The sequence below is a fragment of the Colwellia polaris genome, from assembly GCF_002104515.1.
GTDB lineage: Bacteria > Pseudomonadota > Gammaproteobacteria > Enterobacterales > Alteromonadaceae > Cognaticolwellia > Cognaticolwellia polaris.
The window spans coordinates 90519-107616 of sequence record NZ_NBOE01000014.1; the positions used below are offsets into that span (position 1 = coordinate 90519).

A 17098-nucleotide genomic window follows, 5' to 3' on the forward strand; every position below is an offset into this window, starting at 1 on the left:
TGTTTAGTCTTCATCCAAAACATGCGGGCCAGCGTAATTATCAAAACGAGAAAATTGCCCTTGGAAGGTTAACGGCACACGACCAATTGGGCCGTTACGTTGTTTACCGATAATAATTTCAGCCATACCTTTGTATTCAGAATCATCGTGATAAACCTCGTCACGATAAATAAACATGATTAAATCCGCATCTTGCTCAATCGAGCCTGACTCACGTAAATCGGAGTTAATTGGGCGTTTATCTGCTCGTTGCTCCAAGCCACGGTTAAGCTGCGAAAGCGCAACAACAGGCACTTGTAATTCTTTGGCTAAAGCTTTTAATGAGCGAGATATTTCAGCGATTTCTAAGGTTCGGTTATCGGAAAACTGTGGTGCACGCATCAATTGAAGGTAATCGATCATAATTAAGCTAATGCCACCATGATCACGCGCAATTCGTCTTGCTCTTGAACGCACATCGGTTGGCGTTAAACCTGCAGCATCATCGATATACATTTTGCCTTTTTCGATTAATAACCCCATGGTTGACGATAAGCGCGCCCAGTCTTCATCTTCTAATTGGCCGGTACGAATTTTAGTTTGATCTATGCGGCCAAGCGAGGCCAACATTCTCATCATCAGCTGTTCAGAAGGCATCTCTAAACTGAAAATTAGTGCAGGTTTATCTTCTGTCATGGCGGCATTTTCTGCCAAGTTCATCGCGAAGGTCGTTTTACCCATTGATGGACGACCAGCAACAATAATTAAATCTGATTTTTGAAAGCCAGCCGTCATTTTATCAAGATCAGTAAAGCCACTTGAAACACCGGTAACACCGTTAGTTGGAGATGCACAAAGTTTTTCAATACGATCAACGGTTTTTTCTAATACTGAGCTGATGTTTTCAGGGCCTTCAGACTTATTTGCTCGTTGTTCTGCAATCGCGAAAATTTTGGTTTCAGCAAAATCGAGTAAATCAGCACTGGTACGGCCTTGAGTATCATAACCGGCTTCAGCAACTTCATTCGCTACGCTGATCATTTCACGGGTAACCGCGCGCTCTCTTACAATATCAGCATAAGCAGTAATATTGGCAGCACTTGGCGTGTTTTTCATCATTTCAGCGAGATAGACAAAACCACCCGCATCATCAAGCATTTGATCGTTATCTAGTGCTTCAGATAAGGTGATCAAATCAACCGGATTACCTAGTTCAATTAAGCGACCAACCGTTTCAAAAGTAATTCGATGAGAGCGACTGTAAAAGTCTTGTGCTACTACACGTTCACTGACTCGGTCCCAAGTTTCATTATCTAATAATAAACCACCCAGCACCGATTGCTCTGCCTCTAATGAATGCGGCGGAACTTTTAACTCATCAATTTGTTTGTCACGAGGAAATTGGTTATTTTTGCTGAACTTGGCTGGCTTGCGATCGGCCATATCACACCCTAAATGCTTGGCGATAATCTCTGTTATTGAGAAAAATTATGCCTCAATAACGTTATAAAATTATTCGAAAATAAAGAGAGCTAATGTAGCAGAAATTCACCTTAAGCAAAATGAAAAACGAAAAGATTTATTTCAATATATTTCACTGAACACATTTTAAATAAAGGTGATTTCGATAAGCTTATAGATAATCTTAATTCTGGATAAGCAGCACTTACTCAATGCTCCCTTTTACCCCATTATCTGCATTAAAACGTCAATAAATAGCTCGCTAGTCATAAATATTTTGCCTTGGAAATGGCATAAAATGAAGCATTGCTGGTGTCTATTCGAGATGTTCACCTTACTATAGCATTTACTTTACTACCTAAGTTTTTGAATCACTTGAGTATCAAGCACTCATTATTCAGCGTTCAGGTTAGATAAGGTATTTAACAATAAAATCGCGGGGTTTATCAGGATATGTTCGCAGCATTAATATGCTCTAGCAAAGATTAACGCCTCTATAAAAGAGGCGCTACTATAGTTATTTTACTTCTATACGCCCACTAACCGTACTTGCTCGAACTGAACTACTGGCGTTACCCGTTTCAAAAGATAATTTAGCACTTGGGCCATACTTTGCGCGCTTCGCTTTTGCTGAGGTTAGTTCATTGACAATATTGCCTCCAGCATTGGTTTTTAAATTAAAGCTGGCTTGCACTTCATTTTTAAAGTCGAGAGTTAAATCTCCACTGACACTCGACATTTTCACCAAGCCATTGTCATTTAATGATAACTGACTGAAAAATTCTCCACTCACCGTTGAAACAATTAATTCATCAACTTTCGCAAGTTTTAACTCTATGTCGCCCGATACGGTATTAGCTGATATCTCATTCGCACTAGAGTTAGCGTTTAAATTACCGCTGACGGTTTTAAACAATGCTCTGCCTGAAGAGTTTCGGTCATCAATATCGCCACTCACTGCTGACAAACGCAATTTCCCTGAGAGATTCTTGCTTTCGATATTACCGCTAACCGTTGCAAGCTCTACCTGTTGCATAAGGTTTTTAGCGTTAATATCACCGCTAACCGTTTGAATTTCACTGCCATGTGTAAAGTCGCTAATGTTAATATTTGAAGATACACCTTTAAAGCTAACCCGCACATGTTTAGGTATTACAATAGTCAAATCTGAGCCGTCTTCGCCCCAACTATTATGACTATTGTTGGGTACTTCAACTTTAATAATAATTCGTGATCCTGAACGTTCAAACGTTAACCCTTGTGCTTTATCGTCTAACTCGCCCGATACGGTTACCGTATCACCGCTGTTCCCTATAACACTTACTTCACCGCGTAAATTTTCAATAGTTACATTGGTAATATTCCCCAATAGCATTGACTCGTCGACTCGCTCACCGGCCTTACTTGGCAAGGCAGCTATTAACAGCAACAGGGATAAATAATTACGTAAGCTTCTCATGTTAACCTCTTATCTCGACTATCATCACGATTAAATTGTTTGCCACTGAGGGCTATATAATTGATTCAGCAAGTCTAACTCTTGCTGCTGTGTCCAACGTAATAAATTTAATAAATCACTATTATTAGGATCATCCGCTAAGGCCTTGCTAATCGTGTTTTGTGCAGAACTTAGCTTAACTAATTCAGTTTGCATTGCTACTGGTAATTGCTTAATGTCTGGCGCGCCAAAATTCACTAACATTGTTTGTTTTTGTTGTTCAAAGTCTTGCTGCATTGCTGCTACTAAGTTTATCTGAGGTTTGCTAGTAAGCTGTTCAGGCCCTAGAGTTACCCAAGTTAATAATACTGCAGCAACTATTGAAGCTGCCCATGCAACAGGTGTAAAGGCTTTTTTCTTGTCATTATTGTCTGCCAATGTAGCACTTTGATTAATGGCTTTGTCGATACCCGACCATAAATCTCGCTCTGGCACTATTTCTTTGGGAAGCTGTGCAATTGCCGCTTGCAAACTCATTTCAGCATTCTTATCAGCATTCATCGTTTCTTTCATTTTTTACTCACTTAACGACTCGCGTAATAAAGTTCTAGCTCTATGATACTGAGCTTTACTTGTGCCTACTGCCATACCTAACATATTAGCGATTTCTTCATGGCGATAGCCTTCGATGGCAAATAAAACAAACACCAGGCGTGCCCTTTCAGGCAAGGTTTGAATTTTTTGATCTAAGTTTGAACATTCTGGCATTTCTACCATAGTGTCTTTTACCGGTTGATCTTCAATACTAAAAATTCGTTGTATCCAAGTTTTATTTTTACGAATATGTCCTAAAACAATATTGGTTGCGACACTGTGCAGCCAAGTTGAAAACTTACTTTCGCCGCGAAAATTACTTATTTTTTGCCAAAGCTGAACAAAAACTTCTTGGCAAACATCTTCAGCACTGTCTTTATCGGCCATCATGCGCCAGCACAGTGCGTATATACGACGGTGATAACTTTGATAAAGGTGATGAAACGCCTGCTGATCACCCTGCTGAGCTTGTGCTATCCATTGCGGCTCAAGATCTGGGCTAAAACATTTATTGGCATCAATAATTTTTAACTTATCCAAAAAGTAAATTCTCGACAATTTCTTAATTATTAAGTTAGATGCAGTATGCCGTAAAAGGGTTTAAAGAGAAGTAAAAATAAAATAATTATTTTCTGAGGAGCAGATAAGTACTGTATAAAAGCTGAGGAATAACAATGCAATACCAAGTCTATTCACCAAGATATCGTTATGTTTTTTTACCTAAAATTAAATAAACTTAATTTTAGGTAAAAAAAAAGCACCAAAGGTGCTTTTTTCATCTGGTATATTAGCAGAATTACTTCTTGCTAAGAGCACCAAAACGCTTGTTGAATTTATCAACACGACCACCAGTCTCAGCAGCTTTTTGCTTACCAGTGTAGAATGGGTGACATTCTGAACATACGTCTAAATGTAAGTCTTTACCTACAGTTGAACGAGTTGTAATAACGTTACCACAAGAACAAGTTGCCTTGAACTCTACATAATTTGGATGAATACCGTCTTTCATGGGAAACCTCTGTTAAGGCCGTATCGCCACTTGATCAGTCATTATTGCTGCCAAGCACCATACGAGTTAAAAATAATGGAGGCGAATGTTATAGGATCATTATCGCTATAGCAATAAAAATCGCTAAAAATTTAAGCAACTCTTAACTTTATTTCATAAAAATACCGATAGCGCGATTTTCTGGCTTGGCATTGCGTAATTTAGCAGTAGAATAAGCACAACATTTGGTTTTAATATGACAACATTTTTGGCAACCCCTTCTACAGAAATATACGTACAAGTTGCAATACCGGTGCCGATGCGCCAATTGTTTACTTATAAAGTACCTGCCGAATTGAATAGTAAACCCATCAGCTTAGGCGAACGTATGATTGTACCCTTTGGCTCTCGACAAGTTGTTGCCATTGTATTGTCGGTAGATGAAAGCACAGAATATTCGCCAGCAAAAATAAAGTCGATATTAAGTAGAGTTACCGACAACTTTAATTTTTCACCAACATTACTTAGTTTTATCCAGCGCTGCAGTGATTATTACCACCACCCTATTGGCGATGTTTTCCAACAAGCGCTTCCTGTGCTTTTACGACAAATTAAACAGCCCGATGTTGAACTGCCACAAATTTGGTTAACAAAAGCAGAATTAACCGAAGAAGAACAAGCCAATACCGCTAAGCGCTCGCCGAAGCAGGCTGAGTTATTAGCTATGCTCAAGCAACACCAAGGCATGACATGGTCTGAACTATTAACGCTTGGTTTTAATAAAGCACAGCTTAATGCTTTAGAAAAAAAACAACTTATTTATAGCAAAACTCGTCCAGTCTCAAAGTTTACCTGGCAGCCAGAAGCACTTCAGCAAGAAAACAGACTGACTTTATCAGCCGAACAAGCCATGATTGTTGCTACAGTCAAAGAAATGCAGTCGCAGTTTTCTTGTCATTTAGTCGACGGCATAACCGGCAGTGGTAAAACTGAGGTGTATTTACAAGCCATTGAGCAGGTATTAGCTAAAAATCAGCAAGTGTTAGTATTAGTACCTGAAATTGGCTTAACGCCTCAAACACTTAGCCGCTTCGAGCAACGCTTTAATGTGCCAATTAGCCTACATCATTCAGGGCTGAACGATAAAGAGCGCTTGCAAACTTGGTTAGAAGCCCAACGTGGCAGCGCCGCAATTGTTATCGGCACACGTTCGGCAATATTCTCACCTTTACATGATTTAGGCTTAATTATTGTAGATGAAGAACACGATGCTTCATTTAAACAACAAGACAGTTTTCGTTATCATGCACGCGATATTGCCATACTCAGGGCTAGACAACTTAATATTCCTATTATTTTAGGTACAGCAACACCGAGTTTCGAGTCATTGCAAAATGCCTTAACTGGCAAATACCATTACCACAAACTACGTAAACGTGCGGGCAATGCTTCGACAGCCAAAATTACCTTAATTGATGTAGCACAACAACAAATGGAACATGGCCTTTCTGGTACGTTAAAACAAGCAATTAAAAACACCCTTGCCCGCGGCGAGCAAGCCTTAATATTTCTTAATCGTCGTGGTTATGCACCGGCGATTAACTGCCAAGAATGTCATTGGGTGGCTGATTGTCAGCGTTGTAATAAGCCTTATACACTTCATCAAGGTCAAGGGTTACTTATCTGCCATCATTGCGGTAGCCAAAAACGTATTCCTCCGCAATGTCCAAGTTGTGGTAGCGTACGCATTAAGCCTATCGGCCAAGGTACAGAGCAGTTAGAAGAAAAAATTAGTGCGCTGTTTCCTGAATATTCAACCGTGCGTATAGATCGCGATAGCACTCGTAAAAAAGGCGCTTTAGCCAAGTTATTAACCGAAGTAAGTAATAAAGAGCACCAACTGTTAATTGGCACGCAAATGCTGGCAAAAGGTCATCACTTTCCTGACGTTACTTTAGTGGCTGTGCTTGATGTTGACGGCGCACTTTTTAGTTATGACTTTCGTGCGGCTGAACATATGGCGCAATTACTGGTGCAGGTATCAGGACGTGCAGGTCGAGCAAGTAAACCGGGTAAAGTAATGGTACAAAGTAATTTTCCTGATCATCCCTTGTTGCAAGATTTAGTGCACAATGGTTATCAACATTTCGCTAAACAAGCGCTTATCGAGCGTCAACAAGCTTTATTGCCTCCCTTTAGTTTTCAAGCTTTATTTAGAGCCGAAGCGAATTACCCTTCTTATCCAGAGAAATTTTTACGCGCCATGACAGAAATACCTTTCGAAGGTTGTCAGTTTGCGGGCCCGGTGCCTGCAGCAATGGAGAAAAAAGCCGGCAAATTTCGTTTTCATTTAATTTTGCAGGCTAAATCACGCAAGCACCTGCACCAAGCCGTGTTTAAACTTATTCATCAAAGCGCAACAAATGAGTGGCAAGCTAAAGTGAGATGGTCAATTGATATCGACCCAGTGGACTTAAGCTGGTAGTTGAGGGGACCGCACGCGCCCTAAAACCCTATTTAACAGGGAGAAAAACAGGAGCACCGCAAGAGGAAAGTACCGCAAAAGCAATATTAAAAACTTATTTTAACTTACTGACAGCTGACAGCTGACAGCTAAAAACTATCTTTATCCCTACTCATTCTTTTCTCATTATTTCCTCCTTGTACATAAACAGTTTTAACAGGAAGAAAAACAGGAGAACCGCAAGAGGAAAGTACCGAAAAAACAATATTAAAAACTTATTTTAACTTACTGATAGCTGACAGCTGACAGCTAAAAACTATCTTTATCCCTACTCATTCTTTTCTCATTGTTTCCTCCTTGTACATAAACAGTTTTAACAGGAAGAAAAACAGGAGAACCGCAAGAGGAAAGTACCGAAAAAACAATATTAAAAACTTATTTTAACTTACTGATAGCTGACAGCTGACAGCTAAAAACTATCTTTATCCCTACTCATTCTTTTCTCATTGTTTCCTCCTTGTACATAAACAGTTTTAACAGGGAGAAAAACAGGAGAACCGCAGGAGGAAAGTACCGCAAAACCAATATTAAAAACTTATTTTAACTTACTGACAGCTGACAGCTAAAAACTATCTTTATCCCTACTCATTCTTTTCTCATTGTTTCCTCCCTGTAAAAATAAAAATCTATTTCAAAGAGAAAAATAAGATAGCGTAGAATATGTTTTATGCAATTAATACACTCAATGGGTGATCTTTCTTTATCAGTTGGTTAGAATTGGCGAAAGTCTTCAGGTATAAATTTTCCATGGCACATCAAGATTACGTTTCCCGCTCAAGAGCGAAAAATAAAAAGCAAAGTCCCTACAAAAAAAATGAGCAACCAGCTCAAGGTAAGCCAACAAAAGTTAAACTAATTGCAGCCTTTTTGATTATCGCAATACCTAGTTTTGGCTATATGTTATGGAGTATTAAAGATAAACAGCCTGAACCTATAGTAGAAACTAAAATAGTTAAACCTAAAAAAACAACCGAGCTACCTGAGTTACCTGAAGAAAAATGGACTTATGTAGACGATCTAAAAAGCAAAGAAGTTGAAGTGGGCGAATATAAAGTTACTCAAAAAGGCCCATACAAAATGCAATGTGGGTCTTTTAGAACCCGTAAACAAGCCGAATCTTTAAAAGCTAAAATTGCTTTTACGGGTTTAGAAGCACAAGTAAGTAAAGCCACAGGCACTTCATCAGTTTGGTATAAAGTGTACTTGGGCCCTTACCCGAAAAAACGTGAAGCAGAAAAAGATAAACACAAATTAAAAAATAATTCAGTGCATGGCTGCAAAATATGGGGCTGGGATTAAGCAAGCAAGATCACAACCTATAGCAAAAATAATAGTAAAACTGATAGCTGACAGCTAAGAACTAACAGCTATCCCTGCGTTTATTAATCCCTACTTGTTATTAATAAACGCCGTTCCCTTGAAAAAGCCTTCCATCTCCCTTATCTATTCTACATTAGACAAGCCGACTATCTCAGTTGGCAATATGTAAGAGGTTAATTGTGACTACTATTGTTTCTGTCAGACGTAATGGCAAAGTTGCCATTGGTGGTGATGGTCAAGTTTCCCTTGGCAACACTGTAATGAAAGGTAATGCACGTAAAGTGCGTCGTTTATATAATGGCAAAGTACTTGCTGGTTTTGCTGGCGGCACAGCTGATGCCTTCACACTATTTGAACGCTTTGAAAGCAAGTTAGAAATGCATCAAGGCCATTTAACGAAAGCAGCGGTTGAATTAGCCAAAGATTGGCGTAGCGACCGAGCTTTGCGCAAACTAGAAGCATTATTAGCCGTTGCTGATGAAACCGCATCACTGATCATTACGGGTAATGGCGATGTTGTGCAACCTGAGCATGATCTTATTGCTATTGGTAGCGGTGGCAACTTTGCTCAGTCTGCAGCGACTGCACTATTAGAGAACACCGAACTTTCTGCGAAAGAAATTGTTGAAAAATCATTAAAAATTGCCGGTGACATTTGTGTGTTTACCAATCAGCAACACGTAATTGACGAACTATAACGGCAAATTTGTAAGGAATTATTATGTCGAATATGACACCACGTGAAATTGTTCACGAACTTGATAGCCACATTGTTGGGCAAGCCGATGCTAAACGTGCCGTTGCCATTGCACTAAGAAATCGCTGGCGTAGAATGCAACTTAACGAAGAGTTGCGTGCTGAAGTTACCCCTAAAAATATTTTGATGATTGGCCCTACAGGTGTTGGTAAAACAGAAATTGCTCGACGCTTAGCCAAGTTAGCCAATGCCCCTTTTATTAAAGTAGAAGCAACTAAATTCACTGAAGTGGGTTATGTTGGTAAAGAAGTAGAAACCATTATTCGTGATCTTGCAGATATGGCCATTAAAATGACCAAAGAGCAAGAAATGGCACGTGTTAAGCACTTAGCTGAAGAAGCGGCTGAAGAGCGCATTTTAGATGTTTTATTACCGCAAGCCCGCGATGGTTTTGGTAATGATGAAAAAGCTGAAAACTCTTCAACACGACAAGTTTTCCGTAAAAAATTACGCGAAGGTCAGCTTGACGATAAAGAAATTGAACTCGATTTAGCTGCACCACAAATGGGCGTTGAGATCATGGCTCCTCCAGGCATGGAAGACATGACATCGCAATTACAAAACATGTTTCAAAGCATGTCGAGTGACAAAACTAAAAAGCGTAAATTAAAAATCAAAGATGCTTTCAAAGCCTTGCAAGAAGAAGAGGCCGCGAAAATTGTTAATCAAGACGACATTAAAGAAAAAGCGATTTATGCCGTTGAACAAAACGGTATCGTATTTATTGATGAAATTGACAAAATTTGTAAACGCGGCGACAGCTCTGGCCCTGACGTTTCAAGAGAAGGTGTGCAACGCGATTTACTACCATTAGTTGAAGGTTCAACGGTTAGTACTAAACACGGTATGGTAAAAACGGATCATATTCTTTTCATTGCTTCTGGCGCATTTCAAATGTCAAAGCCATCTGACTTGATCCCTGAATTACAAGGTCGTTTGCCAATTCGCGTTGAGTTACAAGCATTAACCACTAACGACTTTGTTAGAATATTAACCGAGCCTAATGCTTCATTAACCGAGCAATATATTGCTTTATTAGCCACTGAAGGTGTAAATATTTCATTTAGTGAAGATGGTATTCAAGCAATTGCGAATGCAGCATGGCAAGTAAACGAAAGTACTGAAAACATTGGCGCTCGTCGTTTACATACTATGATGGAGCGCTTAATTGAAGAGCTTTCATTTACCGCAAACGATCGCACAGGAGAAACCATTCTCATTGATGCTGACTTTGTTGCTAATATTTTATCTGATCTAGTTAAAGATGAAGACTTAAGCCGCTTTATTCTCTAATGAACTATTAGCACAGGAGTTATACATGCGTAATATTAGCCGCTTTATTCTCAATAAAACTGCTTCAGCTTTATCCATTTCTTTTGAAAAGGATAAACAAAGCAGCCCTACAACTATTGAGTTAAGTATTGAATATTTACGTGTGTACGCTCCAACTGATGACAAAGGTAAAGCAATAGGTGAAATACCTAAGGTCTATCACAAGAAGCAAGTACAGCTATTAAACATTGAATCGGTAGGCAAGCATGGCTACCGATTCATTTTTGATGATGGCCATAGCAATATTTATAACGAAGATTATTTACTCACCTTAGCGACTGAATACCAACAACGCTGGCAGCGTTACTTATCGAGTACTAGCACAGTAAGCAATAGCCGTGAGGCAATGATAGAAATTAAAGAAGTTAAGTAATTTCAGCGATAGACGAAACGCTATTGTTATATCAATTGGTATTACAGGGTCTAATAATCATTACCTTAAAGAGTTATTGAGTTTAGCTACCGCTATTTTCTGGTTAAGTATTTAGCAAACGCTTCTTCACTAATTGGCTTACTAACAAAAAAACCTTGAACGGCATCACAGCCAATATTACGCAATAACTGCAGCTGTTCTTTTGTCTCAACACCTTCCGCTAAAACACGCTTACCTAAACCATGAGATAATTCAACCATGGTTTTTACTATGGTTAAGTCTGAGTCGTTAGTGGTGACTTCTTGAATAAAGCTGCGATCTATCTTTATTTTATCAATAGGCAATCTTCTTAAGTAGGCTAATGAAGAGTAACCGGTACCAAAGTCATCTATCGATACTTTAATTCCCATGCTTTGCAACTCAACAATAATTTTCATGACTAATTCAATATCCGTTATAACCACATTCTCTGTAACTTCCAATTCGAGATAAATCGGAGGAATATTATATTTTTTAAGTAGTTTTTGTATAGTTTGGATAAAGTTAGGGCTCTGAAACTCATCTGCGGTAATATTAATCGCTAAAGGAATACGCCTTTTATAAGTTTTATACCAGCTATCGATAGTCTGACATGTTTTTTCTAATACGTAATTATCTAGTTCACTAAATAAATTTAAAGCTTGAATGTCATCAAAAAACTGACCAGGTGCTAACAACCCCTTTTCAGGATGCTGCCAACGCACTAATACTTCAGCAGCCTCTAAACGGTTTCTCTTCAAATTTAACTGCGGCTGAAAGTGTAAAATAAACTCTTCATTTGCAATAGCATGACGAATTTCTTTTTCCACCGTTACTAAATGTCGGCCGTGAGCCTGCATACCTGTTTCATATTTAACACTATGCATATTGGTACTTTCAGCTTGAAAAAGCGCTAGATTAGATTTTTGTAATAGTTCGTCTGCATTGTCTGCATCGCTAGGGTATTCACAATACCCTACACTGCATTGTAGATGTACTTCATGTTGATCAATTTGATAAGGATCTGCAATTATTGCATGTAAATGTTCAGCTGCGGTCAATTGTTGTTGCTCACTTGTATAATCAATAACATACACAAATGAGTCGCCACTCAAACGTCCAACTACTTTGGGTTGCAAAATACTCTCGGTTAATCGGCGAGCCGTTTCACCTAAAATTAAATCTCCAACTTTTAAACCATAAGTATCATTCACAAATTTGAAGCGTTTTATGTCGAGTAAATAAATACAAAGTTTTTGTTCACTGTCGCCAGCAATTTTCATTTCGTATGTTAGTTTTTCAATAACCTGTTCGCGATTTAAAGCACCTGTTAACGCATCATGTTCATCTAAATATTTTACTCGATTAATCGCTTTATCAGCAATATGCCTTTCTGCACCTTGCATCCATATAAGTATAATAAAACCTAAAACAGTATGAATACCAAGATCAACATAGATCAACCACTCAGTTAACTCTCTAAACCAACTTTCTGTTAATGAAATAATAGAAGCAAATGAAAAAGCTAAAAAACGCACTCCTGCAAACATGCAAAAATACAATAAAATTTTACCTGAAAAATGTTCAATATTAGCGGAATAGAAATAACAAGCGGCAATAATAAAACCACAACCAAAAATAAAAGCAGCCATACTTTCGCGTAAATAAAAGCGATTAAAAACACTACTACTATCAAACCCATAAGGCAGCACTGCAGTAGCACTTATTACAATAATAACGAGCAAACCTACAGTAATAACGCTAGGAGGAATTGTTTTTTGCTTTGTTGCGCTAAATATACCCAACATTAAAAACATAAAGTAGAGATAGTGGCTAACTTGCCGTAATAGCGCTAACGATATATCAATAAAACTACCAACAGCTTGTTGGTTAAAAATGCTTTCAAGCGTTAATGAAAAGTGGTGGGCAGATAACGCCACTAAACTTAACATCCAGTACTTTACATACGTGCGACCCAGGCCACGATAGTAAGCAAGAAGAAGTAAAGCAAGAATACTGAAAATGAGAGTTTCTGTAGAATAAATTAAGCTATGGGTGAATTCCCGAACAGCCATAAAAAAAACTCTTAATAAAAAATAGTGTTGGCTATTAAATAATGTTTTTTAATGAATTACAAGTTTGTATAAATTTCATTATTTTAGTCGCTATAACAGCTTAGTAGTTGTGCCTTGGTATTGAGCAGTTATACTAGTTAACATTAGACATTATGAGGAAATACTTACAATGGAATACAACACTTCAGAGTTATGTGATATTTACACTGATTTAATCGATGTTCTTGAGCCCGTATTTAGCAATTACGGTGGTAGAAGTTCATTTGGCGGTAAGGTTGTGACAATAAAGTGTTTCGAAGATAATGGCCTAATTGCCGAAGTAGTTAACACTGACGGTACAGGTAAAGTACTGGTTATTGATGGCGGTGGCTCTACTCGTAGAGCACTTATTGATATTAACATAGCTGAACAAGCTGCAAAGAATAACTGGGAAGGCATAGTTTGCTATGGCAGTGTTAGGGATGTTGACGCCTTAGAAGATATTGATATTGGCATTCAAGGCTTACTCTCTATTCCTGTTGGCGCTAGTGCGAATAATATCGGAGAAAGTGACCTCGCGATAAACTTTGCCGGCGTTACTTTTTTACCTGACGATCACATTTATGCCGACAACACTGGGATTATTCTTTCACCTGAGCCCTTAGATTTAGAGTAATAGTTTCCTTAACCGCCCCTTGGTTAGTTAACTCTGTTCAGGATATTGCTTGCGCCACGCTACAAGCCAGTGTGGCAACTCTTCTTGCGTTATACCTAGGCTATATCGCTGACCTTGAGCAAACTCTCCGCCCATTGCGATAAACATTTCTTCAATGGCAATAACATTAATGTTCGTGCCAATTAAAGGTAAACCCATTTTACGTGTCAGCGTTATTAACGTGTTAATAATAGCTTTATCTGATGAACCTGGTGTAGCTTTAGCCAACGAATAACAGTCTATTTTTATACCACTGACTGCCATACGACGAATATAGCGCAGTGCTTCATAACTTCCTGAAAATTGATCTATAACAATGCTGACATCCAATGACTTTAACTGATCGATACTAGCTTTAGCTTGTGGTGAAGACATTAAAAGAATAGCTTCTTGCACCTCAACAGTAAGGAGCTCGCAATCAACGCCATATGTATTAGATTGCTGCTCAATGTAATCAACAAGATCGGGTTCAAGTAAACTATTGTCTGACAGCTTTATTGCTATCGGAATTCTTATATCTAAGCTTTGAAGCGCTATAATTGCTTTAAATGCATGGTTCACTATTTGTAGACTTAAGGCATAAGTATCGCCACTTTGTTCCGCAATTAGCAGTATTTCCTCTAAACTAAGTAGCTCACTGTCTTGTTGCTGCCAACTCACCTGCAATTCGAAACCTGTCAGTTGTTTACTCTGAACATTCACTTGCGGATGTAGATGCCATTGTAAATTATCTTGCACAATCGCCGATTTTAGCTGCTCCATTTTAAGTAACTGCTGTTGGTTAAAAAGTGCGAGCTCTTGATTAAAAAAACTAACAAGTATTTGTTGTTTTTCAGCTTGTAATAACGCATCTTCAGCGCACGCTATTACTTCAGTAACGCTTTGACTATTTTTTCCAACAAAGGCAACACCAAACGCTAATTTAAAATATGACGAAAAGCTTTTAAAGCTCATAGGGCCAGGTACCGCAAGAGCAAGTTCTTTACAAAGTTGCTCAATAACAATCTCTTCATTATAGCTAGTTTGAGAAACATCCATCACCATAAAAAATTGCAGCCCTTGCAAACGTGCAATTCTAATGGGTGAATCTATAGAGGAAAAGTTAAGTAATGTGGCGTTATGAGTAAGCGACTTCTGCAAGCTGTACACCAACTGCGACAGTAAAATGTCAGAATTATGGTGGCCTAGTATCGCATTTATTTGTTGAAAATCTGTTGGCTTACATATTATTACGGCATAACGTGCAGACTCATTCGTTGCAATATTGTGTTCAAATACAGATAACGCAAATTGATAATTAGGCAGGTTTGTCGTTGGATCATATGAAACTTGTAACTGAGGTTGAGTGGCTAAAACGGCTTGTTCATTTTCGCGAGTAATTAATGTAGTCACAATATGCCAACAACCGTTCGCCATAGCTAATAAGTAGGTAACAACACTTATTCCGACAATTAAATTAAATGATAAGCGCCCGGTAAGCCAACAATAAATACTCATGGCGAAAGCAAGGTTAATAATCAATAAGGATACCGAGCGCAGATTCACTTCATTACTCTTGTGGCGAGATAACCAGACATAACTTGCAGTAATCACAACTTGTACGCTAGCCAAAATTCCCCATGCAATAGGAGTACTCACTATTTTCGACCATAGTAACAATACAAATAGCAGAAAAGTCGCGACAAAAAAGCTATGCTTCAACACTAGGTTAATGGTTGATGTACTGTCGTTGAATTGATAATTGCACGACCAATAACTGATGGTTTGAAACATCAAACCGCTAAAAATCAAGCTGAGATATAAATAGTTTTCAGGATTGAAATTAAGACAATAAAGTAGCCCCAATAAGGTAACGGTTAATAATACAGGAAGTCTTTTTTGAATGGCGGGTCTAGCTTTAATAATAAAAACAATCAGCAATACTGGTAGGCTAAGCCCTAAAACGAAAGCAATATTAAACTCAACAAATGAGAAAGATTCACTTGCAGCATTCGCCTCAAAAGATATAAAACTACAACCGAATAAAGCACTAATTAATAAAAGTATTACAAGGCGTGTAGCACTGAAACTAGCCATATAAAAACCTAAAACGACAACATTAACTAAGACTAATCAATCTGTTTGCTTTTGTACAGTTACATGGTTTATTTATGCTAAGCTTTTGTTATACCTTAAATAACTATTTTTCCTGCTTGTATTAAATTAACTAGCGGGTTAACACCAAACTGATAACATAGCTCTGCTGGTTGTTCGATATCCCAACAAGCAATATCAGCGTCATAGCCAAGAGCTAACTGCCCTTTAGTGGCTGACAACCCTAACGCTTTCGCACCATTACAAGTAACACCCGCCAGCGCCTCAACAGGGGTTAATCTAAATAATGTACATGCCATATTTAACATAAGTTGAATTGAACAAATGGGCGATGAACCTGGATTGGCATCTGTTGCTATTGCCATATTTACCCCATGTTTACGCAATAAGTCCATGGGTGGCAATTGGGTTTCACGAAGAAAATAAAAAGCCCCTGGTAATAAAACAGCAGTCATATTTGCCGCTTTCATGGCTTTAATGCCAGCTTCATCTAAAAATTCGATATGATCAGAAGACAAGGCCTGATATTGCGCAGCTAATTCAGTACCACCAAGGTTTGATAACTGTTCAGCATGTACTTTAATCGGTAAGTTATGTGCCTTGGCAGCAGCAAACACTTTTTCCGTTTGGCTTAAATTAAAACCAATGCCCTCACAAAAAACGTCAACCGCATCCGCAAGGCTTTTAGCCGATATTTTCGGTATCATGTCATTGCAAACGAGATCAATGTACTCATCTGCACGGTCTTTATACTCAACAGGTAAGGCGTGCGCGCCAAGAAAGGTTTTTAATACCGTTACGGGTAGCGCTTGCCCTAAACTTTTGGCAACCTTTAACATTTTAATTTCGTTGTCAGTATCTAAACCATAGCCCGATTTAATCTCAATACTGGTAACACCTTGCTGATGTAATGCCGTTAAACGTTTTAAAGCACTTTGGAATAAGCTTTGCTCACTTGCTGATCGTGTAGCTTTAACCGTTGAAACAATGCCACCGCCAGCATTCGCTATTTCTTCATAGCTCTTACCTTCAAGGCGCATTTCAAATTCATTCGCTCGATTACCGCCATAAACAATATGTGTATGACAATCAACTAAACCTGGCGTTAACCATTTGCCACCACCGTCAATTACCTCAACAGTATCTACATCAAACCTTGGCAATTGAGCTTGTGAACCTAGCCAAGCAATTTTGCCATCAGCAATAGCGATAGCGCCATTTTCAATAGTGCCATAGCCCTTAGCTTCTTCGGTCATGGTCGCTAGATTGACGTTAATCCAAAGAGTCTGCCATGCAGTTGTATTTATTGACATAAAAATTCCAAATTACCTGTTTAAAGCAAATGTATATTTGATGAGTGAGTTCGGCCGCAGGGCTTAGTGACTGATGTTTCTGACGAATACTTTAACTGATAGTATTTTAACAAGCAAGCTTGTATATACAAGTGTTGA

General features: G+C 38.5%; 14 protein-coding genes. 6 read left to right on the forward strand and 8 right to left on the reverse strand.

Going from position 1 to position 17098, the window contains the following annotated elements; all coding sequences use genetic code 11:
- Positions 1 to 3: 3 nt before the first annotated feature.
- The 5 genes from dnaB to rpmE all read right to left on the reverse strand — a co-directional run bounded on the left by dnaB (position 4) and on the right by rpmE (position 4481).
- Entirely contained in the window at positions 4 to 1422 is a 1419-nt protein-coding gene (gene dnaB / locus B6A32_RS17270) for a replicative DNA helicase (protein WP_085306170.1), read from the reverse strand.
- A gap of 535 nt (positions 1423 to 1957) precedes the next feature.
- Complete coding sequence (locus tag B6A32_RS17275; protein WP_085306171.1) at positions 1958 to 2899, reverse strand: DUF4097 family beta strand repeat-containing protein; 942 nt, start codon at positions 2897 to 2899, stop codon at positions 1958 to 1960.
- A gap of 30 nt (positions 2900 to 2929) precedes the next feature.
- Positions 2930 to 3451 (reverse strand): hypothetical protein, encoded by a 522-nt coding sequence (locus B6A32_RS17280; protein ID WP_085306172.1) that lies wholly within the window; start codon positions 3449 to 3451, stop codon positions 2930 to 2932.
- 3 nt (positions 3452 to 3454) lie between these two features.
- Positions 3455 to 4012: an RNA polymerase sigma factor gene (locus tag B6A32_RS17285; RefSeq protein ID WP_198946946.1), complete on the reverse strand. Its 558-nt coding sequence runs from the start codon at positions 4010 to 4012 to the stop codon at positions 3455 to 3457.
- 256 nt (positions 4013 to 4268) lie between these two features.
- Positions 4269 to 4481: a 50S ribosomal protein L31 gene (gene rpmE / locus B6A32_RS17290; protein ID WP_077286181.1), complete on the reverse strand. Its 213-nt coding sequence runs from the start codon at positions 4479 to 4481 to the stop codon at positions 4269 to 4271.
- 235 nt (positions 4482 to 4716) lie between these two features.
- Here rpmE and priA point away from each other — a divergent pair, with 235 nt between their 5' ends.
- The 5 genes from priA to B6A32_RS17315 all read left to right on the forward strand — a co-directional run bounded on the left by priA (position 4717) and on the right by B6A32_RS17315 (position 10766).
- Positions 4717 to 6945 (forward strand): primosomal protein N', encoded by a 2229-nt coding sequence (priA, locus tag B6A32_RS17295; protein WP_085306173.1) that lies wholly within the window; start codon positions 4717 to 4719, stop codon positions 6943 to 6945.
- Positions 6946 to 7731: 786 nt separating this feature from the next.
- A complete protein-coding gene (locus B6A32_RS17300) occupies positions 7732 to 8283 on the forward strand; it encodes an SPOR domain-containing protein (protein WP_085306174.1) in 552 nt (183 codons plus the stop codon).
- Positions 8284 to 8483: 200 nt separating this feature from the next.
- Positions 8484 to 9002, forward strand: coding sequence for an ATP-dependent protease subunit HslV (gene hslV, locus B6A32_RS17305; protein WP_085306175.1), 519 nt, complete (start codon positions 8484 to 8486; stop codon positions 9000 to 9002).
- A gap of 23 nt (positions 9003 to 9025) precedes the next feature.
- The gene (gene hslU / locus B6A32_RS17310; protein WP_085306176.1) at positions 9026 to 10354 is read left to right on the forward strand and encodes an HslU--HslV peptidase ATPase subunit; all 1329 of its coding nucleotides are present in this window, start codon (positions 9026 to 9028) and stop codon (positions 10352 to 10354) included.
- Between the two features lie 25 nt (positions 10355 to 10379).
- A complete protein-coding gene (locus tag B6A32_RS17315) occupies positions 10380 to 10766 on the forward strand; it encodes a gamma-butyrobetaine hydroxylase-like domain-containing protein (protein ID WP_085306177.1) in 387 nt (128 codons plus the stop codon).
- 92 nt (positions 10767 to 10858) lie between these two features.
- Here B6A32_RS17315 and B6A32_RS17320 read toward each other — a convergent pair whose 3' ends face one another.
- A complete protein-coding gene (locus B6A32_RS17320) occupies positions 10859 to 12859 on the reverse strand; it encodes a putative bifunctional diguanylate cyclase/phosphodiesterase (RefSeq protein ID WP_085306178.1) in 2001 nt (666 codons plus the stop codon).
- 169 nt (positions 12860 to 13028) lie between these two features.
- Here B6A32_RS17320 and rraA point away from each other — a divergent pair, with 169 nt between their 5' ends.
- On the forward strand, positions 13029 to 13514 hold the full coding sequence (rraA, locus tag B6A32_RS17325; protein ID WP_085306179.1) for a ribonuclease E activity regulator RraA: 486 nt from the start codon (positions 13029 to 13031) through the stop codon (positions 13512 to 13514).
- Positions 13515 to 13541: 27 nt separating this feature from the next.
- On the opposite strand, the gene B6A32_RS17330 is transcribed toward rraA, so the two are convergent.
- A complete protein-coding gene (locus B6A32_RS17330) occupies positions 13542 to 15629 on the reverse strand; it encodes a GGDEF domain-containing phosphodiesterase (protein ID WP_085306180.1) in 2088 nt (695 codons plus the stop codon).
- Positions 15630 to 15724: 95 nt separating this feature from the next.
- Positions 15725 to 16960: an imidazolonepropionase gene (gene hutI, locus B6A32_RS17335; protein WP_085306181.1), complete on the reverse strand. Its 1236-nt coding sequence runs from the start codon at positions 16958 to 16960 to the stop codon at positions 15725 to 15727.
- Positions 16961 to 17098: the final 138 nt, after the last annotated feature.